The sequence below is a fragment of the Micromonospora sp. WMMA1947 genome (assembly GCF_027497355.1).
Lineage (GTDB): Bacteria > Actinomycetota > Actinomycetes > Mycobacteriales > Micromonosporaceae > Micromonospora.
Genome location: NZ_CP114909.1, coordinates 5,956,146 through 5,980,719, shown reverse-complemented (window position 1 = coordinate 5,980,719; position 24,574 = coordinate 5,956,146). Strand labels below are relative to the sequence as shown.

Below are 24,574 nucleotides of genomic sequence, written 5' to 3'. Positions count from 1 at the left end.
ATTTCTCCGGGCTGACCAGCAGGTCAGGACCGGCGGCGGGTGGCCCGGTGACCGCTGGTAACGTGGCGTGAAGCCCCGGTCTGGGCCCCGCGCGGGCCTGCCGGAGCAGACCAGACGTCCTTTAACGACCCGTCCCGTGAGGCGGGGAAGGAGGTCCGCCGTGGCCTACCCACCGGCTGCCCACTCGTCGCCGCCGCGACAACCCTCGGTGAAGGTGATCCTCACCGCAGCGGACGTGTCGCGGGTGGTCGACCGCATCGCTCACCAGATCCTGGAGAAGACCCAGGGCGCCGCCGACACCGTGCTGCTGGGCATCCCCACCCGGGGCGTGCCGCTGGCGCACCGCCTGGCGGCCCGGATCAGCACCTTCGAGGACGTCACCGTCCCGGTCGGCGTGCTCGACATCACGCTCTACCGCGACGACCTGCGCCGGCACGCCACCCGCGCGGTCGGTCCGACCGACCTGCCGCCCGGCGGGATCGACGGCAAGCGGGTGATCCTCGTCGACGACGTGCTGTTCTCCGGCCGCACCGTGCGGGCCGCGCTGGACGCGCTCAGCGACGTCGGCCGCCCGGCGTCCGTGCAGCTCGCGGTCCTGGTCGACCGCGGCCACCGCCAGCTGCCGATCCGCGCCGACTACGTCGGCAAGAACATCCCCACCGCGCTGGCCGAGAACGTCAAGGTCACCCTCGCCGAGACCGACGGCACGGACGAGGTCAAGTTGTACGGGGGTACATCCGCATGATCCGGCACCTGCTCTCCGGCGCCGATCTGGACGCCGGCACCGCCACCCTGGTCCTGGACACCGCCGCGGAGATGGCGACGGTGGCCGGGCGCGAGGTCAAGAAGCTGCCCGCGCTGCGCGGGCGCACCGTGGTCAACCTCTTCTACGAGGACTCCACCCGGACCCGGATCTCGTTCGAGGCGGCTGCCAAGCGGCTCAGCGCCGACGTGATCAACTTCTCCGCCAAGGGCTCCAGCGTGGCCAAGGGGGAGAGCCTGAAGGACACCGCGCTCACGCTCCAGGCCATGGGCGCGGACGCGGTGGTCGTCCGGCACCCCGCCTCCGGCGCCCCGCACCGGCTCGCCGAGTGGGTGGACGGGTCGGTCGTAAACGCCGGTGACGGCACCCACGAGCACCCCACCCAGGCGCTGCTCGACGCGTACACGATGCGGTCCCGGCTGGGCCGGCTCGACGGCCTGCACGTGGCGATCGTCGGCGACGTGCTGCACTCCCGGGTGGCCCGCTCGAACGTGCTGCTGCTGTCCACGCTCGGCGCGAAGGTCACACTGGTCGGCCCGCCCACGCTCATCCCGGTCGACATCGCCGCCGCTCTGGCACCCGGCACCGACGTCTGTTACGACCTCGACGCCGTTCTCCCAGATGTGGACGTGGTGATGATGCTACGGGTGCAGCGCGAGCGGATGGGTGACTCCTACTTCCCGTCGGCCCGCGAGTACGCCCGCCGCTACGGGCTCGACGGGCCGCGCATGCGCCGGCTGCCCGAGCACGCGATCGTCATGCACCCCGGCCCGATGAACCGGGGGATGGAGATCACGCCCGAGGTGGCCGACTCGCCCCGCTCCACCATCGTCGAACAGGTCGCCAACGGGGTCTCCGTGCGGATGGCCGTGCTCTACCTGCTGCTCGGAGGGAACAACCGGTGACCGCGTACCTCATCAGAAGCGTCAGCATCGTCGGCGGCGAGCCGACCGACCTGCTCATCCGCGACGGCGTGGTGGCCGAGACGGGCCGCGGGCTCGTCGCGGACGACGCCACTGTCATCGACGGGAGCGGCCTGGTCGCGCTGCCCGGCCTGGTCGACCTGCACACCCACCTGCGCGAGCCCGGCCGGGAGGACGCCGAGACCGTCGAGTCCGGTTCCCGGGCGGCGGCGCTCGGCGGCTACACGGCGGTGTGCGCGATGGCGAACACCTCGCCGGTCGCGGACACCGCGGGCGTGGTCGAGCAGGTCTGGCGGCTCGGCCGGGAGGCCGGCCTGGTCGACGTGCAGCCGATCGGCGCGGTCACCGTCGGGCTGGCCGGCGAGCGCCTGGCCGAACTGGGCGCGATGGCCGACTCGGCCGCCGGGGTGCGGATCTTCTCCGACGACGGGCACTGCGTGTCCGACCCGCGGCTGATGCGCCGGGCGCTGGAGTACGTCAAGGCGTTCGACGGCGTGATCGCCCAGCACGCCGAGGAGCCCCGGCTGACCGAGGGCGCGCAGATGCACGAGGGCGAGGTGTCGACCCGCCTCGGCCTGACCGGCTGGCCGGCCGTCGCCGAGGAGGCGATCATCGCCCGGGACGTGCTGCTCGCCGAGCACGTGGGCAGCCGCCTGCACGTCTGCCACGTCTCCACCGCCGGCAGCGTCGAGGTGCTGCGCCAGGCCAAGGCCCGCGGGGTACGGGTCACCGCCGAGGTGACGCCGCACCACCTGCTGCTCACGGATGAGAAGGCGGAGAGCTACGACCCGGTCTTCAAGGTCAACCCGCCGTTGCGCACCGCCGCCGACATCGCCGCGCTGCGGGAGGCGCTGGCCGAGGGCGTGATCGACATCATCGCCACCGACCACGCGCCGCACGCCGTGGAGGACAAGGAGTGCGAGTGGGCGTACGCCCGGCCGGGCATGCTCGGCCTGGAGACCGCGCTGTCCATCGCGCTCGACGTGTTCGGCCCCCGCTGGGACCTGATCGCCGAGCGGATGTCCCGCACCCCGGCCCGGATCGCCGGACTGACCGGGCACGGCCTCGACCCGGCGCCCGGCGTACCGGCCAACCTGACCCTTGTCGACCCGGCCGTCCGTCGCGTCATCGAACCGGCGGAACTGGCCAGTCGCAGTCGCAACACCCCGTACGCCCGCATGACGCTGCCGGGTCGCATCGTGGCGACCTTCCTGCGCGGCGAGCCGACGGTCCTGGACGGAAAGGCTGTTAAGTGAGCGCGAGGAACGCAGCGGAGCGGAGTCCCGCAGTCGCGAACGAAAGGCGGGCACAGTGAAGCGACGGCCTGCAATTCTCGTCCTCGAGGACGGGCGCACGTTCCACGGCGAGGCGTACGGCAGCGTCGGGGAGACCTTCGGCGAGGCGGTCTTCAACACCGGCATGACCGGCTACCAGGAGACGCTCACCGACCCCTCGTACCACCGGCAGGTGGTGGTGCAGACCGCGCCGCACATCGGCAACACCGGCGTCAACGGCGAGGACGACGAGTCCGACCGGATCTGGGTGGCCGGGTACGTGGTGCGCGACCCGGCCCGGATCAGCTCCAACTGGCGGGCCACCGGCGGCCTGGAGGACCGGCTCGCCGCCGAGGGCGTGGTCGGCATCAGCGGCGTGGACACCCGGGCGCTGACCCGGCACCTGCGTGAGCGCGGCGCGATGCGGGTCGGCATCTCCAGCGTCGAGGACGACCCGGCCGCGCTGCTGGAGCGGGTACGCCGCTCGCCGCAGATGGTCGGCGCGAACCTGTCCGACGAGGTGACCACCGCCAAGCCGTACGTCGTCGAGGCGCAGGGCGAGCACCGGTTCACGGTGGCCGCGGTGGACCTGGGCATCAAGCGCAACGTGCCCCGCCGGCTCGCCGCCCGCGGCGTCACCACCCACGTGCTCCCCGCCGGGTCGACCATCAAGGATCTCCTCGCCACCGGCGCGGACGCTGTCTTCTTCTCGCCCGGCCCGGGCGACCCGGCGACCGCCGACGGCCCGGTGGCGCTGGCCCGGGAGGTGCTGACCCGGCGGATCCCGCTGTTCGGCATCTGCTTCGGCAGCCAGATCCTCGGCCGGGCGCTCGGCTTCGGCACCTACAAGCTGGGGTACGGCCACCGCGGCATCAACCAGCCGGTGCTCGACCGGGCCACCGGCAAGGTCGAGGTGACGAGCCACAACCACGGCTTCGCGGTGCAGGTGCCGGGCGCCGGGGACGGTGCGGTGGTGCCGGATCAGGTGATCCAGACCGAGTTCGGCGGTGTCCAGGTGTCGCACGTCTGCCTCAATGACAACGTGGTCGAGGGGCTGCGGGCCGTGGACGTGCCCGCCTTCACCGTCCAGTACCACCCCGAGGCGGCGGCCGGCCCGCACGACGCGGACTACCTCTTCGACCGTTTCGCCGAACTGATCGAGGGCGGCGGCCCCGACCGGAAGCAGACTGAGGGGCGCGACAATGCCTAAGCGGACCGACCTCAAGCACGTCCTGGTGATCGGCTCCGGGCCGATCGTGATCGGACAGGCCTGCGAGTTCGACTACTCCGGCACCCAGGCCTGCCGGGTGCTGCGCAGCGAGGGGATCCGGGTCAGCCTGGTCAACTCCAACCCGGCGACGATCATGACGGACCCGGAGTTCGCCGACGCCACGTACGTCGAGCCGATCACCCCGGAGTTCGTCGAGCTGGTCATCGCCAAGGAGCGCCCGGACGCGCTGCTGCCGACGCTCGGCGGGCAGACCGCGCTGAACACCGCTGTCGCCCTGCACGAGGCCGGCGTGCTGGAGAAGTACGGCGTCGAGCTGATCGGCGCGAACATCGAGGCGATCAACCGGGGCGAGGACCGGCAGCTGTTCAAGGAGATCGTCGCGAAGGCCGGCGTACGGCTGGGCCTGGAGGATCCGTCCGCGCTGGTGCCGCGCTCGCGGGTCTGCCACTCGATGGACGAGGTCCGCGAGACGGTCGCCGACCTGGGCCTGCCGGTGGTCATCCGGCCGTCGTTCACCATGGGCGGCCTCGGTTCCGGCATGGCGCACACCGACGAGGACCTGGAGCGCATCGCCGGGGCGGGCCTGGCGGCCAGCCCGGTGCACGAGGTGCTCATCGAGGAGAGCGTGCTCGGCTGGAAGGAGTACGAGCTCGAACTGATGCGCGACCGCCACGACAACGTGGTGGTGGTCTGCTCGATCGAGAACGTCGACCCGATGGGCGTGCACACCGGCGACAGCGTCACCGTCGCGCCGTCGATGACGCTCACCGACCGGGAGTACCAGCGGCTGCGTGACCTTGGCATCGCCGTGCTGCGCGAGGTCGGGGTGGACACCGGCGGCTGCAACATCCAGTTCGCGGTCAACCCCGCCGACGGCCGGATCGTCGTGATCGAGATGAACCCGCGCGTGTCGCGTTCCTCGGCGCTGGCGTCGAAGGCCACCGGCTTCCCGATCGCGAAGATCGCCGCGAAGCTGGCCATCGGCTACACGCTCGACGAGATCCCGAACGACATCACGCTCAAGACGCCGGCGGCGTTCGAGCCGACGCTCGACTACGTGGTGGTGAAGATCCCCCGGTTCGCGTTCGAGAAGTTCCCCGGCGCCGACCCGGAGCTGACCACCACCATGAAGTCGGTGGGCGAGGCGATGAGCCTGGGCCGCAACTTCACCGAGGCGCTGAACAAGGCGATGCGCTCGATGGAAACCAAGGCATCGGGTTTCTGGACCACTCCGGACCCGGACGGCGCCACGAAGGAGAACACCCTCGCCGCGCTGCGCACGCCGCACGACGGCCGGCTCTACACCGTCGAGCGGGCGCTGCGCCTGGGCGCGTCGATCGCCGAGGTGTCCGAGGCGTCCGGCGGCATCGACCCGTGGTTCCTGGACCAGATCGCCGCGCTGGTCGAGCTGCGCGCCGAGATCGTGGACGCGCCGGTGCTCGACGCCGGTCTGCTGCGCCGGGCCAAGCGGGCCGGGCTGTCCGACCGGCAGCTCGCCGCGCTGCGTCCCGAGCTGGCCGCCGAGGACGGCGTCCGCACGCTGCGGCACCGGCTCGGCGTCCGCCCGGTCTACAAGACGGTGGACACCTGCGCGGCCGAGTTCGAGGCGACCACCCCGTACCACTACTCGACCTACGACTCGGAGACCGAGGTGGCGCCCTCGGCCCGGCCCAAGGTGCTCATCCTGGGCTCCGGGCCGAACCGGATCGGCCAGGGCATCGAGTTCGACTACTCGTGCGTGCACGCCGTCCAGGCTCTCCGGGACGTGGACTACGAGACGGTCATGGTCAACTGCAACCCGGAGACCGTCTCCACCGACTACGACACCGCCGACCGGCTCTACTTCGAACCGCTGACGTTCGAGGACGTGCTGGAGGTCTGGCACGCGGAGGACTCCTCCGGCCGGGAGGCCGACGGACCCGGTGTCATCGGGGTGATCGTGCAGCTGGGCGGCCAGACCCCGCTCGGCCTGGCGCAGCGGCTCAAGAACGCCGGGGTGCCGATCGTCGGCACCTCCCCGGAGTCGATCCACCTGGCCGAGGAGCGCGGCGCGTTCGGCGCGGTGCTGGCCCGGGCCGGACTGCGCGCGCCCGCGCACGGCATGGCCACCTCGTACGACGAGGCGAAGGCGATCGCCGACGAGATCGGGTACCCGGTGCTGGTCCGACCGTCGTACGTGCTCGGCGGGCGCGGCATGGAGATCGTCTACGACGACGCCACGCTGCGCGACTACATCGGCCGGGCCACCGCCATCTCGCCGGACCGTCCGGTGCTGGTGGACCGGTTCCTGGACGACGCCATCGAGATCGACGTGGACGCGCTCGTGGACGCCGACGGCGACGTCTACCTGGGCGGCGTGATGGAGCACATCGAGGAGGCCGGCATCCACTCCGGCGACTCGTCGTGCGCGCTGCCGCCGATCACCCTGGCCGGCTCGCACCTGGCCCAGGTGCGGCACTACACCGAGCAGATCGCCCGCGGCATCGGTGTGCGCGGCCTGCTCAACGTCCAGTACGCGCTGCAGGGCGACATGCTCTACGTGCTGGAGGCCAACCCGCGCGCCTCCCGGACCGTACCGTTCGTCTCGAAGGCCACGGCGGTGCCGCTGGCGAAGGCGGCGGCCCGGATCGCGCTCGGCGCCACCGTCGCGCAGCTGCGGGCCGAGGGGATGCTGCCGCCGACCGGCGACGGCGGCACCATGCCGGCCGACGCGCCGATCGCGGTCAAGGAGGCGGTGCTGCCGTTCAAGCGGTTCCGCACCCCGTCCGGCAAGGGCATCGACGTGCTGCTCGGCCCGGAGATGAAGTCCACCGGCGAGGTGATGGGTATCGACACCGGCTTCGGGCAGGCGTTCGCCAAGTCGCAGGCGGCCGCGTACGGGTCGCTGCCGACCGCCGGGAAGATCTTCGTCTCGGTCGCCAACCGGGACAAGCGCGGCATGATCTTCCCGATCAAGCGCCTGGCCGACCTGGGCTTCGAGATCGTGGCCACCACCGGTACGGCCGAGGTGCTGCGCCGGCACGGCATCGCCTGCGAGCAGATCCGCAAGCACTACGAGTCGGGGGAGGGCGCGGACGCGGTCTCGCTGATCCTCGGCGGCGACGTGGCGCTGGTGGTGAACACGCCGCAGGGCTCCGGGGCGAGCGCCCGGTCCGACGGGTACGAGATCCGCAGCGCGGCGGTGAGCGTGGACATCCCCTGCATCACCACCGTCCCGGGCGCGGCGGCGGCCGTCATGGGCATCGAGGCCCGCATCAACGGCGACCTGAAGGTCCGTCCGCTGCAGGACCTGCACGCCGCCCTGCGGGCGGGCGAGTGACAGCGCGCCTCCACGCGCCGATCATGAGGTTGGCGGCGGATATCGAGATCCACATCGCCGCCAACCTCATGATCAACGGGCCGGCCGGGCAGGGGGCCGGGGCGTGATCTTCGAGAAGGTGGTGCGGCCCCGGTTGTTCTCGCTCGCGGGCGGGGACGCCGAGGGCGCGCACGAGTGGACGCTGGAACGGCTCGCGGCGGTGTCGCGGCGGCCGGCGGTCCTCGCGGCGCTGCGGCGGGCGTACTTCCGGGCGGCGCCGCGGACGGTGTTCGGGGTGCGCTTCCCCAACCCGGTCGGGCTGGCGGCCGGCATGGACAAGAACGGACTCGCGTTGCCCGCCTGGCCGGCACTCGGCTTCGGTTTCGTCGAGGTCGGGACCGTCACCGCGCACCCCCAGCCGGGCAACCCCCGGCCCCGGCTGTTCCGGCTGCGCGACAGCGAAGCCGTGATCAACCGGATGGGCTTCAACAACGCGGGCGCGGCGGCGCTCGCGGACCGGCTGGCCGCCCTGCCGCGCCCGCTCGGCGTGCCGCTGGGCATCTCGCTCGGCAAGTCCAAGGTCACCCCGCTGGACGAGGCGGTCGAGGACTACCTCGCGTCCTACCGGGCGCTCAAGGAGCACGGCGACTACTTCGCGGTGAACGTGTCCTCACCGAACACCCCCGGACTGCGGTCGCTTCAGGACCGGTCCCACCTGGACGCGTTGCTCGCCGCGCTGGTGGGGGAGAAGCCGGTGCTGGTGAAGATCGCCCCCGACCTGACCGAGCCGGCCGTGGCCGAGCTGCTGGAGGTGTGCCTCGACCGGGGTGCGGCCGGGGTCATCGCCACGAACACCACGCTCGCCCGCGACGGACTCGCCCCGGCCGACCGGGCGCGGGCCGCCGAGGCCGGCGGTCTGTCCGGCCGGCCGCTGACCGCCCGGGCCCGGGAGATGGTCGCCTTCGTACACCGCGAGACCGGCGGGCGGCTACCGGTGATCGGCGTGGGCGGCATCCTCGACCCGGACGACGCGACACGCATGTTCGACGCCGGCGCCGCCCTGCTCCAGCTCTACACCGGCTTCATCTACCGGGGCCCGTCCCTGACCCGAGCCATCACCCGAACCACCCGACCCTGACCCCAACCCACCCCGCCCCCCGCCCCCCGCCCCCGCCCCCCTGCACCCCGCCGATCTTGCACTTCCGGCCCCGGCATACCGCCTCATCGCGGGCGCGGCGGGGGCGGCAACCGCAAGATCAGCGAGGAGGGCGGGGAAGGCGGGGAGGGCGGGGAGGGGGCGGGGTCGAGGAGGAGGAGACGTGACGCCTGAGGAGATTCTGGAAGCCGACCGGCGGCACGTGTGGCACCCGTACGCCGCCGTCCCGCCCGCCAGCGCGCCGTACGTGGTCGACAGCGCCGAAGGGGTGCGGCTGCGGCTCGCCGACGGGCGGGAGCTGGTCGACGGCATGTCGTCGTGGTGGGCGGCGATCCACGGCTACCGGCACCCGGTGCTCGACGCCGCGGTGACCGACCAGCTCGGGCGGATGAGCCACGTGATGTTCGGCGGGCTCACCCACGAGCCCGCGGTACGCCTGGCGCGCACGCTCGTCGAGCTGACCCCGGACGGCCTGGAACACGTCTTCCTGGCCGACTCCGGCTCGGTCAGCGTCGAGGTCGCGGTGAAGATGTGCCTGCAGTACCAGCGGGCGCGGGGACGCCCGCAGCGCCGCCGGCTGGGCACCTGGCGGGGCGGCTACCACGGCGACACGTTCCACCCGATGAGCGTCTGCGACCCGGAGGGCGGCATGCACCACCTCTGGGGCGACGTGCTGCCCCGGCAGGTGTTCGCGCCGGTGCCGCCGCCCGGCTTCGACGTGGCGCCGGACCCGGCGTACGAGGCGGCGCTGGTGGAGGCGGTGGAACGGCACGCGGACGAGCTGGCCGCGGTGATCGTCGAGCCGGTGGTCCAGGGGGCCGGCGGGATGCGGTTCCACCACCCGCACTACCTGCGCGTGCTGCGCGAGGTGACCCGGCGGCACGGCATCCTGCTGGTCTTCGACGAGATCGCCACCGGCTTCGGCCGGACCGGCCGGATGTTCGCCGCCGAGCACGCCGGTGTCGCCCCGGACGTGCTGTGCGTCGGCAAGGCGCTCACCGGCGGCTACCTGACGCTGGCGGCGGCGCTGTGCACGACCGAGGTGGCGGCGGCCATCTCCGCCGACGGGGTGCTGGCGCACGGGCCGACGTTCATGGGCAACCCGCTCGCCTGCGCCGTCGCCAACGCCTCCCTGGACCTGCTGCGCGCCGGGGACTGGGCGGGACGCGTGGCGGGCATCGCCGAGGGGCTGCGGGCCGGCCTGGAGCCGCTGCGGGACGCCCCCGGCGTGGCCGACGTCCGCGTGCTCGGCGCCATCGGGGTGGTGCAGCTCGACCACGAGGTGGATCTGCCCCGGGCGACGGCCGCCGCGGCGGCCGAGGGGGTGTGGCTGCGCCCGTTCCGGGATCTCGTCTACACGATGCCGCCGTACGTCTGCGACGCCGCGGACGTGGCGCGGATCGCGGCCGGAGTGGCCGCGGCGGTCAAGGCCGGCTGAGCCCGGCCGGGTTCGACAGGCGCGACGGGAGGACCGTCGCCGGACACGCCAGGCGGCCCGGAGCCGCCGGAAGAGGGAGAGACGCGATGGAGACGTTCGGCACCCGTCTGCACCGGGCCGTGGCGGAACGAGGGCCGCTCTGCGTGGGGATCGACCCGCACCCCGGGTTGCTGACCGCCTGGGGCCTGTCCGACGACGTGGCGGGCCTGGAGCGGTTCTGCGCGACGGTGGTGGAGGCCATCGGTGACCGGGTCGCCGTGGTCAAGCCGCAGTCGGCGTTCTTCGAGCGCTTCGGCGCGCGGGGTGTCGGCGTGCTTGAGTCAACTATCCGACAGTTGCGAGATTTGGGAGCGCTCACTCTGCTTGACGTGAAGCGTGGCGACATCGGCTCGACGGTCGCCGCGTACGCGTCGGCGTACCTCGATCCATCCAGCCCTCTGTATGTCGATGCGGTCACCGCGAGCCCCTACCTGGGAGTAGGTTCGCTCGCCCCGATGTTCTCCACCGCCGCCGAGCACGGCGGCGGGGTCTTCGTCCTGGCGCTCACGTCCAACCCGGAGGGTGCCTCCGTGCAGCGCGCCGTGGGTGCCGACGGGCGCACCGTCGCGCAGACCGTGATCGACGAGATTTCCCAGCTCAACCGGGGTGCGGAGCCGCTCGGCAGCTTCGGTCTGGTGGTCGGCGCGACGGTCGGTGAGACGGGTCACGATCTGGACTCGGTCAACGGTCCGCTGCTCGCGCCGGGGCTGGGCGCGCAGGGCGGAACGCCCGCCGGGTTGCGTACCGTGTTCGGCGCCGCGCTGCCGTCGGTGCTCCCGTCGTACTCCCGGGAGGTGCTCGGCGCGGGCCCCGACCCGGCCGACCTGCGGGCCGCCACCGAGCGGGTGCTGGCCGACTGCCGGGCCGCCCTGGGCGCGGCGGACTGACTGACGGCTCGGTCACTTTCCGTTGATCATCGCGCGCCCACGTTGCCGAAATCTCCGTTGACCGCTAGTTTTCCCCGCGCTGGGAACCACGGACCCCTTTGGTTGCCAGCGACACCACGTTTCACAGATGCGGTGGGGCGCTCCGCCCGCCGTACTAGGGACCTGAGGAGAACTGGTGCCGCTCCCGTCACTGACCCCCGAACAGCGCGCTGCCGCGCTGGAGAAGGCCGCGGAGATCCGCAAGGCCCGCGCTGAGCTGAAGGAGCAGCTCAAGCAGGGCAAGACCACCCTCGCCACCGTCCTCGAGCGGGCCGAGTCCGACGACGTCGTGGGCAAGCTGAAGGTTTCGGCCGTGCTCCAGGCGATGCCGGGCATCGGCAAGATCCGGGCCACCCAGATCATGGAGAAGCTCAAGATCGCGGACAGCCGTCGCCTGCGCGGCCTCGGCGAGCAGCAGCGCAAGGCTCTGCTCGGAGAGTTCGCCGCCAACTGAACGGCCCGCCGTGTAGAAACAAGCGGTGAGCACGGATGACGAGGCGCGCTCGGCGGCTCGGCTCACTGTTCTGTCCGGTCCCTCCGGGGCCGGCCGGAGCAGTGTCGTCGAGGCGGTCCGGGCGCGCCTTGCGTCTGTCTGGGTGCCGGTGGTGGCCACCACCCGCCCACCGCGTCCGGACGAGCGCGACGGCGTCGACCGCGTCTTCCTCGACGCGCCCGGCTTCGACCGGCTGATCGCCGCCGGGGAGCTGCTCGAGTGGTGCCGGATCGGGCCGTACCGCAGGGGGGTGCCCCGGGCCCCGGTGCGGACGCGGCTCGCCGAGGGACGGCCGGTGCTGCTGCCGCTGGACCTGGCCGGCGCGCTCGCGGTACGGGCGGCGGCGCCCGGCGTCCGGCTGGTGCTCCTCGCGCCGCCGGCGTACCGCGCCGACCCGGACGTGGCGGCCGTCTTCGCCCACGCGGTGGCACACGACCACACCGAGCGCGCCGCGGCGGAGCTGGTAGGATTGCTCGGTTCGTCCTTCCTGGCTCCGGCCCGACCGCCCGCGGGCGGCGCACGAGACGCAGAGGTTTAATTCGTGGGATCCATCGCCACCAACCCCGAGGGCATCACCAACCCGCCGATCGACGAGCTGCTCGAGAAGACCACCTCGAAGTACGCGCTGGTCATCTTCGCCGCCAAGCGCGCCCGTCAGGTGAACGCCTACTACAGCCAGCTCGGTGAGGGCCTCCTGGAGTACGTCGGCCCGCTGGTGGAGACCACCCCGCAGGAGAAGCCGCTCTCCATCGCCATGCGCGAGATCAACGCGGGCCTGCTCACCGCCGAGCCGACCGACCAGCCGTAACCGCGCCCGCGCCGATGCCCGCCGAGATCGTCCTCGGGGTCGGCGGCGGCATCGCCGCCTACAAGGCGTGTGAGCTGCTCCGGCTCTTCACCGAGTCGGGTCACCGGGTCCGGGTGGTGCCGACCGCCTCGGCGCTCCGCTTCGTCGGGGCGCCGACCTGGGCGGCCCTGTCCGGTCAGCCGGTCGCCGACGACGTCTGGTCCGACGTGCACGAGGTGCCGCACGTGCGGCTCGGGCAGCACGCCGACCTGGTCGTCGTCGCACCGGCCACCGCCGACCTGCTCGCCAAGGCCGCCCACGGCCTCGCCGACGACCTGCTCACCAACACGCTGCTGACCGCCCGCTGCCCGGTGCTGCTGGCGCCCGCCATGCACACCGAGATGTGGGAGCACCCGGCCACCGTCGCGAACGTGGCCACGCTGCGCTCGCGGGGCGTCCGCGTGATCGAGCCCGCAGTGGGCCGGCTCACCGGGCGGGACACCGGCAAGGGCCGGCTGCCCGACCCGGCGGAGATCTTCGCGGTGGCCCGCCGGGCGCTGGCCCGCGGTGCCGAGGCCGAGGCCGACCTGGCGGGCCGGCACGTGGTGGTCACCGCCGGGGGCACCCGGGAGCCGCTGGACCCGGTCCGGTTCCTGGGCAACAGGTCGTCCGGCAAGCAGGGGTACGCGTTCGCCCGCGCCGCCGTCGCCCGGGGCGCCCGGGTCACGCTCGTCGCGGCGAACGTGGCGCTGCCCGACCCGGCCGGGGTGGATCTGGTCCGGGTGGGCACCACCGAGGAGCTGCGCGCCGCCACGCTCACGGCGGCCGCCGACGCGGACGCCGTGGTCATGGCCGCCGCGCCCGCGGACTTCCGGCCGGCCGGCTACGCCACCACGAAGATCAAGAAGTCCGACGACGGCGTCGCGCCGGTCATCGAGCTGGTCACCAACCCGGACATCGCCGCCGAGCTGGGGCGCGTCCGCCGTCCCGGCCAGGTGCTGGTGATCTTCGCCGCCGAGACCGACGACGCGGAGGCCAACGGCCGGGCCAAACTGGCCCGCAAGGGGGCCGACATGATCGTGATCAACGAGGTCGGCGTGGACAAGGTCTTCGGCGCCGACATCAACGCGGCCACCGTGATCGGAACCGACGGCGCCGTGCACCGGCTGTCCGAGCAGCCCAAGGAGGCCCTGGCCGACGCCGTCTGGGACCTCGTCTGTCCGCGGTTGCCGTCACGTTCCTGACGGTTGGTCGACCCGCGTTCATCGGGTCACGGCGGAACGACGGTGACTAAACTGCCGCCGAGCGACCTTTAAAAGTCTTCACATGCTTAGGAGTGCCGTGACACGTCTCTTCACGTCCGAATCGGTCACGGAGGGCCACCCGGACAAGATCGCCGACCAGATCAGTGACGGCATTCTCGACGCGCTGCTCGCCCAGGACCCGCACAGCCGGGTCGCGGTGGAGACGTTGATCACCACTGGCCAGGTGCACGTGGCCGGCGAGGTGACCACCAAGGCGTACGCCGACATTCCGACGATCGTCCGGGAGACCATCCTCGGGATCGGGTACGACTCGTCGAAGAAGGGCTTCGACGGCGCGTCCTGCGGCGTCAGCGTGTCCATCGGTGCCCAGTCGCCGGACATCGCCCAGGGCGTCGACAACGCCTTCGAGCTGCGTACCGGCGGGTCGGAGAGCGCGCTGGACGCCCAGGGCGCGGGCGATCAGGGCATGATGTTCGGCTTCGCCTGCTCCGAGACGCCCGAGCTGATGCCGCTGCCGATCGCGCTGGCGCACCGGCTCTCGCGCCGGCTCGCCGCGGTGCGCAAGGACGGCACGATCCCGTACCTGCGGCCGGACGGCAAGACGCAGGTGACCATCGAGTACGACGGGCTGCGGCCGGTCCGGCTCGACACCGTGGTCGTGTCCAGCCAGCACGCGGCGGACATCTCGCTGGAGTCGCTGCTCACCCCGGACATCAGGGACCACGTGATCGCGCCGGAGCTGGAGGGCCTCGGCCTTCAGACCGAGGGCTACCGGCTGCTGGTGAACCCGACGGGCCGGTTCGAGATCGGTGGGCCGATGGGTGACGCCGGTCTGACCGGCCGGAAGATCATCGTGGACACCTACGGCGGGTACGCCCGGCACGGTGGCGGCGCGTTCTCCGGCAAGGACCCGTCGAAGGTCGACCGGTCGGCGGCGTACGCGATGCGGTGGGTGGCGAAGAACGTCGTAGCCGCCGGTCTGGCCGAGCGGTGCGAGGCGCAGGTGGCGTACGCGATCGGCAAGGCACATCCGGTGAGCCTGTTCATCGAGACGTTCGGCACCGAGACCGTGCCGGTCGCCTCGATCGAGAAGGCCGTGGCCGAGGTGTTCGACCTGCGCCCGGCCGCCATCATCCGGGACCTGAACCTGCTCCGCCCGATCTACCAGCAGACCGCCGCGTACGGCCACTTCGGCCGGGAGCTGCCGGAGCTGACCTGGGAGGGCACCGACCGGGCCGCCGACCTCAAGTCGGCCGCGGGAGCCTGACCGCCACCACGCGCCGCGACCGGCGACCCGCACCGGGGTCGCCGGTCGCGCGCGTCTGCGTGGACGTGCCGCTGCCGCACCTCGACCGCCCGTTCGACTACCTGGTGCCGGAGGCGCTCGACGCCGACGCCCGGCCCGGGGTACGGGTGAAGGTGCGGTTCGCCGGGCAACTCGTCGACGGCTGGCTGCTGGAGCGCGCCGAGTCGTCCGAGCACCCGAAGCTGGCGTACCTGGAGAAGGTCGTCTCCCCGGTGCCGGTGCTCTCCCCGGAGGTGGCCCGGCTGGCCCGCGCGGTCGCCGACCGGTACGCCGGCAGCCTCGCCGACGTGCTCCGCCTGGCCGTGCCGCCCCGGCACGCCCGCGCCGAGAAGGCCGCCACCGCCGCGGACGCGCCACCCACCGCCTCGGCCACGCCCGACGGCAGCATCGCCACCGCCGACGGCACCGCGCCCCACGGCCTGCCGGCCGAGGCCGCCGACGCCCGGCCGGGCGGCCCGGCGGAGGTGGACCCGCGCGGCTGGCGGGACTACCCGGCCGGGCCGGCGCTGCTGCGCGCGCTCACCGACGGCAGGCCCGCCCGCGCGGTCTGGTCCGCGCTGCCGGGGGAGGACTGGGCCGACCGGTACGCCGACGCGGTCGCCGCCACCGTGGCCGGCGGCCGGGGCGCCGTGGTCGTGGTGGCCGACACCCGTGACCTGGACCGCCTCGACGCGGCAGTGACCGCCGTGCTCGGCGCGGGCCGGCACGTCCGGCTGACCGCCGCCGACGGCCCGTCCCGCCGCTACCGGGCCTTCCTCGCCGCCCGGACGGGGGACGCCGACGTGGTGATCGGCACCCGGGCGGCGATGTTCGCCCCGGTGGCCCGCCTCGGCCTGGTGGCGATCTGGGACGACGGCGACGACCTGCACGCCGAGCCTCGCGCGCCGTACCCGCACGCCCGGGACGTGCTGCTCACCCGGGCGCAGCTCGGCGACGTCGCCGCACTGGTCGGCGGGTACGCCCGTACCGCCGAGGCGCAGTTGCTCGTGGAGACCGGCTGGGCGCGCGAGGTGGTGGCCGACCGGGCGGTGGTGCGCGCGCGTACCCCGGCCATGGCGCCCACCGGCGACGACCCGCAACTGGCCCGCGATCCCGGCGCGGCCTCGGCGCGGCTGCCGAGCCTGGCCTGGACCACCGCCCGGGACGCGCTGCGCGCGGACCTGCCGGTGCTGGTGCAGGTGCCGCGCCGGGGCTACGTGCCGTCGGTGGCCTGCGCGGACTGCCGCGCCCCGGCCCGCTGCCCGCACTGCGCCGGACCGCTCGCGCTGCCCTCGGCGCAGGGCACGCCCGCCTGCCGCTGGTGCGGCCGGGTGGCCGCCGCGTACGCCTGCCCGGAGTGCGGTGGGCGGCGGCTGCGCGCCTCGGTGACCGGCGCCCGGCGGACCGCCGAGGAGCTGGGCCGGGCGTTCCCCGGCGTGCCGGTGCGCACCTCCGGGCGGGAGGAGGTGCTGGCGACGGTGCCGGGCGGTGCCGGACTGGTGATCGCCACGCCGGGCGCCGAGCCGGTCGCCGACGGCGGCTACGGCGCGGTGCTGCTGCTCGACTCGTGGGCGCTGCTGACCCGGGCCGACCTGCGGGCCGGCGAGGAGGCGCTGCGGCGCTGGATGGCCGCCGCCGCGCTGGCCCGGCCCGGCCCGGCCGGTGGCCGGGTGGTGGTGGTCGCCGACGGCGCGCTCGCGCCGGTGCAGGCGCTGCTGCGCTGGGACTCCGCCTGGTTCGCCGCCCGGGAGCTGGCCGAGCGGCGGGAGCTGGGTTTCCCGCCCGCGGTACGGATGGCGAGCGTCACCGGCGCGGCCGAGGCGGTGGCCGACCTGCTCGCCGGCGCCCGGCTGCCCGATGACGCCGAGGTGCTCGGCCCGGTGCCGGCGGACGAGGGCCGGGAGCGGATGCTGGTCCGCGTGCCCCGGTCCCGGGCCGCCGCGATGGCCGAGGCGCTGCACTCCGCCGCCGGGCAGCGCAGCGCCCGCAAGGCGGCCGATCCGGTGCGGCTGCAGGTCGATCCGCTCACCCTGTTCTGACCGGACCCGATCGGCGTGACACTGCGCACGCGGGCCCTCGCGGACGGTCGTGAGCTGGGGTTTGCCGCACACCTGGTCCGGCAATCGGGTAGCGCACGGTGATAGCATCGCCCGTCATGCCCAGCCGCGCGCTTTCCCCGCGCGGGACGCGGCGCGGCGGGTGCCAGAGCACGTCGGGCCGACACTCGATGTCGTCAGTCAGCCGGTGAGCAGGGGTGGACCAGTCGTGACCGTTCGTCAGTCGATCGTCTTCAACGGTGACCTCGGCAGTGGCAAGAGCACCGTCTCGGTCGAGATCGCCAAGCGGCTGGGGCTGCGCCGGGTCAGCGTCGGCGACCTCTACCGCCAGATGGCCCAGGAGCGGCAGATGACCGCCCTCCAGCTCAACCTGCACGCCGAGCTGGACCAGGCCGTCGACGGCTACGTCGACCAGCTCCAGCGCGACATCGCCGCCTCCGGCGAGTCCCTGGTCATGGACTCCCGCCTGGCGTGGCACTTCTTCACCGACGCGCTCAAGGTGCACATGATCACCGAGCCGACCGAGGCGGCCCGGCGCGTGCTGGCCCGCCCGTCCGGCCCGGCCGAGAGCTACACCTCGCTGGAGGAGGCGCGGGCCAAGCTGCGCGAGCGCAGCGAGAGCGAGCGCGGCCGGTTCATCGTGCGGTACGGCGTCGACAAGGCCCGCCTGCGCAACTACGACCTGGTCTGCGACACCACCCGGGCCAACCCGGAGCAGGTCATCGCGCACGTCATCGACGTCTACGAGGGCCGTCTCGGCGCCGACGTGCTGCGCGCCGGCCAGCCGCTGCTGCTGCTCGACCCGGCCCGGGTGTACCCCACCGAGGACGTGTCGACGCTGCGCGGTCTCTGGGACTCCGACGTCGCGGCCGAGGCGGCCGGCGGCGACGGGGAGCCGGAGCCGCTGAGCATCGGCTACACCGGCGAGTACTTCTTCGTCGTCGACGGGCACCGGCGGCTCAGCGCCGCCGTGCGCGCCGGCCTGCCGATGGTCGCGGCCCGGCTGGTCGCCGAGGTGGAGGAGCCGGTGGTCGGCGGGATCAGCGCCGTCGAGTTCTTCACCGCGCAGGCCCGGCCGGGCCTGATCCACGACTGGGAGGACGCGCACGGCATCACGCTGCCGCTGCCGGAGCACGCGCTGCTCGGCAGCGGCCCGGTGCTCGCCGGGGAGCCGGGCGCCGGCGCCTGACCGCGGGGGACACCGCCACCTCGCCGTCACGGGTTCACCCGATCCGGCGGGCGGGAGCATGATGAAGGCCTCCGATGCCTGGGGAGGCGGAATCGTGGATCCCACCGACGCGCTCGCGCTGCTGATGTCCCCCGAGGGGCGCCTCGACCCCTACCCGACGTACGAGCGGCTGCGCGCGCACGGCCCGGTGGTCCAGGCCGGGCCGGTCTTCTACGTGGTCACCGGGTACGCGGAGGCCGACGCGATCCTGCGCGACGCCCAGTTCGGGGTGATGGACGACGCGCTGCGCGACCAGTTCCTGCCCGGCTGGCGGGACAGCCCGGCGATGCTGTCGATCTCCCGGTCGATGCTGCGCACCAACCCGCCCGACCACAGCCGGATGCGACGGCTGGCCGCGGGCGCGTTCACCCCGCGCCGGATCGCCGCCATGCGCGACGTGGTGCGGGCGCAGGCCGACGAGCTGGTCGACGCGATGCTCACCGCCGACGAGCCGGTCGACTTCATGGGCGCGTTCGCGTACCCGCTTCCGGTCGGGGTGATCTGCGCGCTGCTCGGCGTCCCGTCGGCGGACCGGCCGCTGTTCCGGCGCTGGGCCGCCGACCTGACCGGCGCGCTCGAACCGGAGATCACCGCCGACGAGCTCGCCGTGGCCGACCGGGGAGCGGCGGAGCTGCGCGCCTACTTCACCGAGCTGGTGGCGGCCCGCCGCCGGGCGCCGGCCGACGACCTCACCACCGCGCTGGTCCAGGCCCACGACGGCGGCGACCGGCTCTCCGGCGACGAGCTGCTGGCGAACCTGATCGTGCTGCTGGTGGCCGGCTTCGAGACCACCACGAATCTGCTCGGCAACGGCCTGGTGGCGCTGCTGGCGCATCCGGGCGCCGCGGCGGCGCTGCGCGAGCGGCCCGACCTCGCCCCCGCCTACGTCGACGAGCTGCTGCGCTACGACTCGCCGGTGCAGCTCACCTCGCGGATGAGCACGGCGCCCGCCCGGTACGGCGAGGTCGACCTGCCGCCGGCGAGCTGGGTCATCGTGCTGCTTGGCGCGGCCAACCGCGATCCGCGCCGCTACCCGGATCCGGCCCGCTTCGACCCGTGGCGGGCGCAGATCGCGCCGCTGTCCTTCGGTGCCGGGCCGCACTACTGCCTCGGCGCGGCGCTGGCCCGGCTGGAGGCGCAGGTGGCGTTCCCGCTGCTGCTGCGCCGGCTGCCGGAGATGGCCCTCGCGGGCCGGCCCGAGCGGCGGGTGCGGCTCACCCTGCGTGGTCACGCCACGCTGCCGGTGCGGGTGGGGCGGGAGGCGGCCCCGGTCACCGTTCCCGGTACGCGACCCGGGGCGGCCGGGCCGACTCCGTAGACTGGACGCGCATCGTTCGACCCAGACAAGGAGCCACGCCGAGTGACCGTCCAGCCCATCCGTCTGTTCGGCGATCCGGTGCTGCGCACGCCGGCCGACCCGGTCGTCGACTTCGACGTCGAGCTGCGCAAGCTGATCGCCGACCTGACCGACACGATGCGCGAGCAGAGCGGCGCCGGCCTGGCCGCGCCGCAGCTCGGGGTGGGCCTGCGGGTGTTCACCTTCGACGTCGACGACGTCCTCGGCCACCTGGTCAACCCGGTGCTGGAGTTCCCTGACGAGGAGGAGCAGGACGGCCCGGAGGGCTGCCTGTCCATCCCCGGGCTCTACTTCGACACCAAGCGCCGGCAGAACGTGATCGCCAAGGGCTTCAACGGCTACGGCGACCCGCTGCAGATCGTCGGCACCGGCCTGATGGCCCGCTGCGTGCAGCACGAGACCGACCACCTCGACGGGGTCCTCTTCGTCGACCGGCTCGACCCGGCCGGCCGCAAGGAGGCCATGAAGGCGATCCGCCAGGCCGAGTGGTATGACCAGGCCGCGCCGCCCACCGTCAAGCTGAGCCCGCACGCCGCCGGCAACCCGTTCGGCCTGGGGCGGTGACCCGGATGCGCCTGGTCTTCGCCGGCACCCCGGCGGTCGCCGTACCGGCCCTGGACGCGATCGCCGCTTCCGGGCACGAGTTGCTCGCCGTGGTCACCCGCCCCGACGCCCCGGCCGGTCGTGGCCGGGGACTGGTCCGCTCGCCGGTCGGCGCGTGGGCCGACGCGCACGGCGTCGAGGTGCTCACCCCGGCCCGCCCGCGCGAGCCGGAGTTCCTCGACCGGCTGCGCGAGCTGGCGCCGGACTGCGTACCGGTGGTCGCCTACGGCGCGCTGGTGCCGCCGGTGGCGCTGGAGATCCCCCGGCACGGCTGGATCAACCTGCACTTCTCGCTGCTGCCCGCCTGGCGTGGCGCCGCGCCGGTGCAGCACGCCGTGCTGCACGGCGACGAGCTGACCGGGGCCAGCGTCTTCGAGCTGGAGGCGGGGCTGGACACCGGCCCGGTCTACGGCACCGTCACCGACGAGATCCGCCCCGCCGACACCTCCGGTGACCTGCTGGAACGGCTCGCGCACTCCGGCGCCGGGCTGCTGGTCGCCGTCCTGGACGCGATCGGCGCCGGCACCGCCCGCGCCGTGCCGCAGCCCGCCGACGGCGTCTCGCTCGCCCCGAAGCTGACGGTGGAGGACGCCCGGGTCCGCTGGGGCGACCCCGCGTTCGCGGTGGACCGGCGCATCCGCGCCTGCACGCCCGCGCCCGGCCCGTGGACCACGTTCCGCGACGACCGGGTCAAGCTCGGCCCGGTCACACCGGTGGCCGACGGCCCGGAGCTGAAGCCGGGGGAGCTGCACGTGGAGAAGTCGGGCGTGCTCGTCGGCACCGCCACCACGCCGGTGCGCCTCGGCGAGGTGCGCGCCGCCGGCAAGAAGGCCATGCCCGCCGGCGACTGGGCGCGCGGCGCCCGGGTCACCGCCGGCGAGGTGTTCGCGTGACGGGGCCGTCGCGTCCGGACCGGTTCGGCGACCGTGAGCGCGGTACCCGGCAGCGCGCCGACCGGCCCGCCGCGGACCGGCGTGCCGGCGACCGGTCCGGCGGTGACCGTGAGCGCGGCGACCGGCGTGGCGGGGACCGGTTCGGCGGGGACCGGCGGGGCGGGCGTCCGGCCCGTCCGGCCGTCGACCTGCCCCGGCAGGTCGCGTACGAGGCGATCGCGGCGGTGCACCGCGACGACGCGTACGCCAACCTGGTGCTCCCGGCGATGCTGCGCGAGGCCGGGCTGACCGGCCGGGACGCCGCGTTCGCCACCGAGCTGACCTACGGCACGCTGCGGCACACCGGCACGCTCGACGCGATCGTCACCGACGCGGCCGGGCGGGACGTGCAGCGCATCGACCCGCCGGTGCGCGACGCGCTGCGGCTCGGGGCGTACCAGATCCTGCACACCCGGGTGCCCGCGCACGCCGCGGTGTCGTCCACCGTCGACCTGGTCCGGTCGGTGGGACCGGGCGCCACCGGGTTCGCCAACGCGGTGCTGCGGGAGATCACCAGCCGGGACGCCGACGCCTGGGTGGCCAAGCTCGCCCCGTCCGAGGAGACCGACCCGATCGGGCACCTCGCGCTGGCGTACAGCCATCCCCAGTGGATCGCGCGGTCGTTCGCGGAGGCGCTCGGCGGCGACATGGGTGAGACGACCCGGCTGCTCATCGAGGACAACGAGCGCCCGCCGGTGCACCTGTGCGCCCGGCCGGGCCTGGCCGACCCGGTGGCGCTGGCCGACGAGGTGGGCGGCGCGCCCGGCGCGTTCTCGCCGTACGCGGTCTACCTGCCCGGCGGGGCGCCGGGTGAGCTGGCGGCGGTGGCCGACGGCCGCGCGCACGTGCAGGACGAGGGGTCCCAGCTGGTGGCGGACGCGCTGGCGGCGGCCCCGCTGGACGGCCCGGACGGCCGGTGGCTGGACCTGTGCGCCGGCCCGGGCGGCAAGTCCGGCCTGCTCGGCGCGCTCGCCGCGACCCGTGGCGCACGGCTGACGGCGGTCGAGGTGGCCGAGCACCGGGCGCGGCTGGTGGAGCAGGCCACCCGTGGGCTGCCGGTGACGGTGCTGCACACCGACGGGCGCAGCGTGGGCAGCGACCCGAAGCTGCCGGAGGGGCACTTCGACCGGGTGCTCGTGGACGCGCCGTGCACCGGGCTGGGCGCGCTGCGCCGCCGCCCGGAGGCGCGGTGGCGCCGCCAGCCGTCGGACCTGCCGCCGCTGACCCGGTTGCAGCGCGAACTGCTCACCGCCGCGCTGCGGGCGGCCCGGCCGGGTGGCCTGGTCGCGTACGTGACCTGCTCGCCGCACGTGGTGGAGACGCACGTGACGGTGACCGAGGCGGCCCGGCGGTGCGGTTTCGGCGTCGACTTCGTCGACGCGCGGCCGCTGCTGCCGGCGGGCATGCCGGGCCTGGGTGACGGGCCCACGGTGCAGCTGTGGCCGCACCGCCACGGCACCGACGCCATGTTTCTGGCGGTTCTCCGCCGGACCTGACCCACCCCTCCCGCAGTCGATCGAGGAGTTCGTGCCTCCGGGTCCGTCGTGCCCGGGCGCGAACTCCTTGATCGTCGTGCGGCGAAATGGGGAGGGATGGAGCGTGTGCGGCATCCCGGTGGGGGGAGGGGGTCGGTGGGATGTGACAGCCCGTTGACTGTGCGATCGATACATGTAACTGTTCCGATCACCGGTCCCGGCACCCCGCCCGCCGAACCCCCACGAGGAGTCTCCATGAGACGCAGAACGCCGACCACGAGCCTCGCGCTCGCCCTCGTCGCCACCCTGACGACGGCGAGCCTGGCCGGCACCGCCTCCGCCGCGCCCGCTCCGGCCTCCGCCCCCGCCCCGGCCGTCGCCGCGCTCGCCGCGCCGGACGTCTCCCTCAGCAACATCCAGGCCCACCTCAGCCAGTTCAACTCCATCGCCACCAGCAACGGGGGCAACCGGCGCTCCGGCTCGGCCGGCTACACGGCGTCGGTCAACTACGTCAAGGGCAAGCTCCAGGCCGCCGGCTACACGGTCACCGAGCAGAACTGCTCCACCTGCACCTACCCGGGCAACAACCTGATCGCCGAGTGGCCGCAGGGCCCCTCGGACCAGGTCGTCATGTTCGGCGCGCACCTGGACGGCGTCGCCGCCGGCCCCGGCATCAACGACAACGCCTCCGGTTCGTCGGTGCTGCTGGAGAACGCGCTGGTACTGGCCGCGCAGAACCCGACCATGACCAAGCGGGTCCGGTTCGCCTGGTGGAACGGCGAGGAGCAGGGGCTGCAGGGCTCCAAGCACTACGTCAACCAGCTCAGCTCCACCCAGCGCGGCTACATCAAGGGCTACTACAACTTCGACATGGTGGGTTCGCCCAACGGCGGCTACTTCATCAACCGGATCACCTCGGCCACCGCCGCGCCGCTGAAGGCGTACTGGGACTCGTTCGGCATCTCGCCGGAGGAGAACACCGAGGGGCAGGGCCGCTCCGACGACTACTCGTTCGCCAACGCCGGCATCCAGACCTCCGGCTACGCGGCGGGCGCCAGCTACACCAAGTCCTCGGCGCAGGCCAGCAAGTGGGGCGGCACCGCGGGCGCGGCGTACGACGGCTGCTACCACCGCTCCTGCGACAACACCAGCAACATCAACACGACCATCCTGAACCGGGCCGCGGACGGCGTGGCGTACGCGATCTGGGCGCTCGCGGTCGGCGGCGGCACGCCCACCAACGACTTCTCCGTCTCGGTGAGCCCCACCTCCGGCAGCGTCGCCCGGGGTGGCTCCACCACCGCCACGGTCAGCACCGCCACCACCGCCGGCAGCGCGCAGACCGTCTCGTTGTCCGCCAGCGGCGCCCCGAGCGGGGTCTCGGTGAGCTTCAGCCCGTCGTCGGTCACGTCGGGCGGCTCGTCCACCATGACGGTCAGCGCCTCGTCGTCGGCCACCACCGGCACGTTCACGCTCACCGTGACCGGCACCGGTTCGGCCACCCGCACCGCCAGCTACACGATCACCGTGACCGGCGGCAGCGGCGGCTGCACCGGCGGGCAGCTCATCGGCAACAGCAGCTTCGAGTCCGGCACCACGCCGTGGACCGCCAGCTCCGGCGTGATCACCAACAGCTCCAGCCAGGCGGCCCGCACCGGGTCGTACAAGGCGTGGATGAACGGGTACGGCTCCTCGCGGACCGACACGCTGTCCCAGTCGGTCACGCTGCCGGCCGGGTGCAGCAGCTACACGTTCTCGTTCTGGCTGCACATCGACACGGCCGAGACGACCAGCTCGGTCGCGTACGACAAGCTCACCGTGCAGGTCGGCTCGACCACGCTGGCCACGTACTCGAACCTGAACAAGGCCACCGGCTACACCCAGCGCACCTTCAACCTGGCCGCGTACGCCGGTCAGACGGTCACGCTCAAGTGGACCGGGGTCGAGGACTCCTCGTTGCAGACCAGCTTCGTCGTCGACGACGTGACGCTGCAGGTCGGCTGAGCGGCCCCGGGCGGGGTGGGCGCCGGCCCGCCCCGCCCGG

20 protein-coding genes are annotated in these 24,574 nt (G+C 73.7%); all 20 read left to right on the top strand.

Annotated features, from left to right (window positions below):
• Positions 1–160: 160 nt before the first annotated feature.
• A complete protein-coding gene (pyrR, locus tag O7604_RS28030) occupies positions 161–745 on the top strand; it encodes a bifunctional pyr operon transcriptional regulator/uracil phosphoribosyltransferase PyrR (protein ID WP_269700482.1) in 585 nt (194 codons plus the stop codon).
• Positions 742–1,668, top strand: coding sequence for an aspartate carbamoyltransferase catalytic subunit (locus O7604_RS28025; RefSeq protein WP_120570510.1), 927 nt, complete (start codon positions 742–744; stop codon positions 1,666–1,668). The genes pyrR and O7604_RS28025 overlap by 4 nt, the downstream gene beginning before the upstream one ends.
• Positions 1,665–2,942: a dihydroorotase gene (locus O7604_RS28020; RefSeq protein ID WP_281578319.1), complete on the top strand. Its 1,278-nt coding sequence runs from the start codon at positions 1,665–1,667 to the stop codon at positions 2,940–2,942. The genes O7604_RS28025 and O7604_RS28020 overlap by 4 nt, the downstream gene beginning before the upstream one ends.
• A 55-nt stretch (positions 2,943–2,997) precedes the next feature.
• Positions 2,998–4,170 (top strand): glutamine-hydrolyzing carbamoyl-phosphate synthase small subunit, encoded by a 1,173-nt coding sequence (gene carA / locus O7604_RS28015; protein ID WP_281578318.1) that lies wholly within the window; start codon positions 2,998–3,000, stop codon positions 4,168–4,170.
• Entirely contained in the window at positions 4,163–7,510 is a 3,348-nt protein-coding gene (gene carB, locus O7604_RS28010) for a carbamoyl-phosphate synthase large subunit (protein ID WP_281578317.1), read from the top strand. Before carA ends, carB begins: the two co-directional genes overlap by 8 nt.
• Before the next feature lie 103 nt (positions 7,511–7,613).
• Entirely contained in the window at positions 7,614–8,627 is a 1,014-nt protein-coding gene (locus tag O7604_RS28005; protein WP_269700478.1) for a quinone-dependent dihydroorotate dehydrogenase, read from the top strand.
• Positions 8,628–8,808: 181 nt separating this feature from the next.
• Entirely contained in the window at positions 8,809–10,083 is a 1,275-nt protein-coding gene (locus O7604_RS28000; protein WP_281578316.1) for an adenosylmethionine--8-amino-7-oxononanoate transaminase, read from the top strand.
• An 86-nt stretch (positions 10,084–10,169) separates the two neighbouring features.
• Positions 10,170–11,009: an orotidine-5'-phosphate decarboxylase gene (gene pyrF / locus O7604_RS27995; protein ID WP_269700476.1), complete on the top strand. Its 840-nt coding sequence runs from the start codon at positions 10,170–10,172 to the stop codon at positions 11,007–11,009.
• 175 nt (positions 11,010–11,184) lie between these two features.
• A complete protein-coding gene (mihF, locus tag O7604_RS27990) occupies positions 11,185–11,502 on the top strand; it encodes an integration host factor, actinobacterial type (protein WP_013285515.1) in 318 nt (105 codons plus the stop codon).
• Positions 11,503–11,527: 25 nt separating this feature from the next.
• Positions 11,528–12,079: a guanylate kinase gene (locus O7604_RS27985; protein ID WP_269700475.1), complete on the top strand. Its 552-nt coding sequence runs from the start codon at positions 11,528–11,530 to the stop codon at positions 12,077–12,079.
• A 3-nt stretch (positions 12,080–12,082) separates the two neighbouring features.
• On the top strand, positions 12,083–12,349 hold the full coding sequence (gene rpoZ, locus O7604_RS27980; protein ID WP_013285517.1) for a DNA-directed RNA polymerase subunit omega: 267 nt from the start codon (positions 12,083–12,085) through the stop codon (positions 12,347–12,349).
• A gap of 14 nt (positions 12,350–12,363) precedes the next feature.
• On the top strand, positions 12,364–13,572 hold the full coding sequence (gene coaBC, locus O7604_RS27975) for a bifunctional phosphopantothenoylcysteine decarboxylase/phosphopantothenate--cysteine ligase CoaBC (RefSeq protein WP_281578315.1): 1,209 nt from the start codon (positions 12,364–12,366) through the stop codon (positions 13,570–13,572).
• A 97-nt stretch (positions 13,573–13,669) separates the two neighbouring features.
• Positions 13,670–14,860: a methionine adenosyltransferase gene (gene metK / locus O7604_RS27970; RefSeq protein WP_269700473.1), complete on the top strand. Its 1,191-nt coding sequence runs from the start codon at positions 13,670–13,672 to the stop codon at positions 14,858–14,860.
• Between the two features lie 59 nt (positions 14,861–14,919).
• Positions 14,920–16,917 carry a primosomal protein N' gene (locus tag O7604_RS27965; RefSeq protein ID WP_269700472.1) on the top strand — a complete coding sequence of 666 codons (1,998 nt, stop codon included), beginning with the start codon at positions 14,920–14,922 and terminating at the stop codon, positions 16,915–16,917.
• A gap of 226 nt (positions 16,918–17,143) precedes the next feature.
• Entirely contained in the window at positions 17,144–18,124 is a 981-nt protein-coding gene (locus O7604_RS27960; protein WP_269700471.1) for an AAA family ATPase, read from the top strand.
• 94 nt (positions 18,125–18,218) lie between these two features.
• Entirely contained in the window at positions 18,219–19,481 is a 1,263-nt protein-coding gene (locus O7604_RS27955) for a cytochrome P450 (RefSeq protein ID WP_269700470.1), read from the top strand.
• A gap of 42 nt (positions 19,482–19,523) precedes the next feature.
• Positions 19,524–20,084, top strand: coding sequence for a peptide deformylase (gene def / locus O7604_RS27950; RefSeq protein WP_269700469.1), 561 nt, complete (start codon positions 19,524–19,526; stop codon positions 20,082–20,084).
• Between the two features lie 5 nt (positions 20,085–20,089).
• Positions 20,090–21,016: a methionyl-tRNA formyltransferase gene (gene fmt, locus O7604_RS27945; RefSeq protein ID WP_269700468.1), complete on the top strand. Its 927-nt coding sequence runs from the start codon at positions 20,090–20,092 to the stop codon at positions 21,014–21,016.
• Positions 21,013–22,551 carry a transcription antitermination factor NusB gene (locus O7604_RS27940; RefSeq protein ID WP_269700467.1) on the top strand — a complete coding sequence of 513 codons (1,539 nt, stop codon included), beginning with the start codon at positions 21,013–21,015 and terminating at the stop codon, positions 22,549–22,551. Before fmt ends, O7604_RS27940 begins: the two co-directional genes overlap by 4 nt.
• Positions 22,552–22,785: 234 nt before the next feature.
• Positions 22,786–24,534, top strand: coding sequence for a M28 family peptidase (locus O7604_RS27935; protein WP_281578314.1), 1,749 nt, complete (start codon positions 22,786–22,788; stop codon positions 24,532–24,534).
• Positions 24,535–24,574 lie beyond the last annotated feature (40 nt).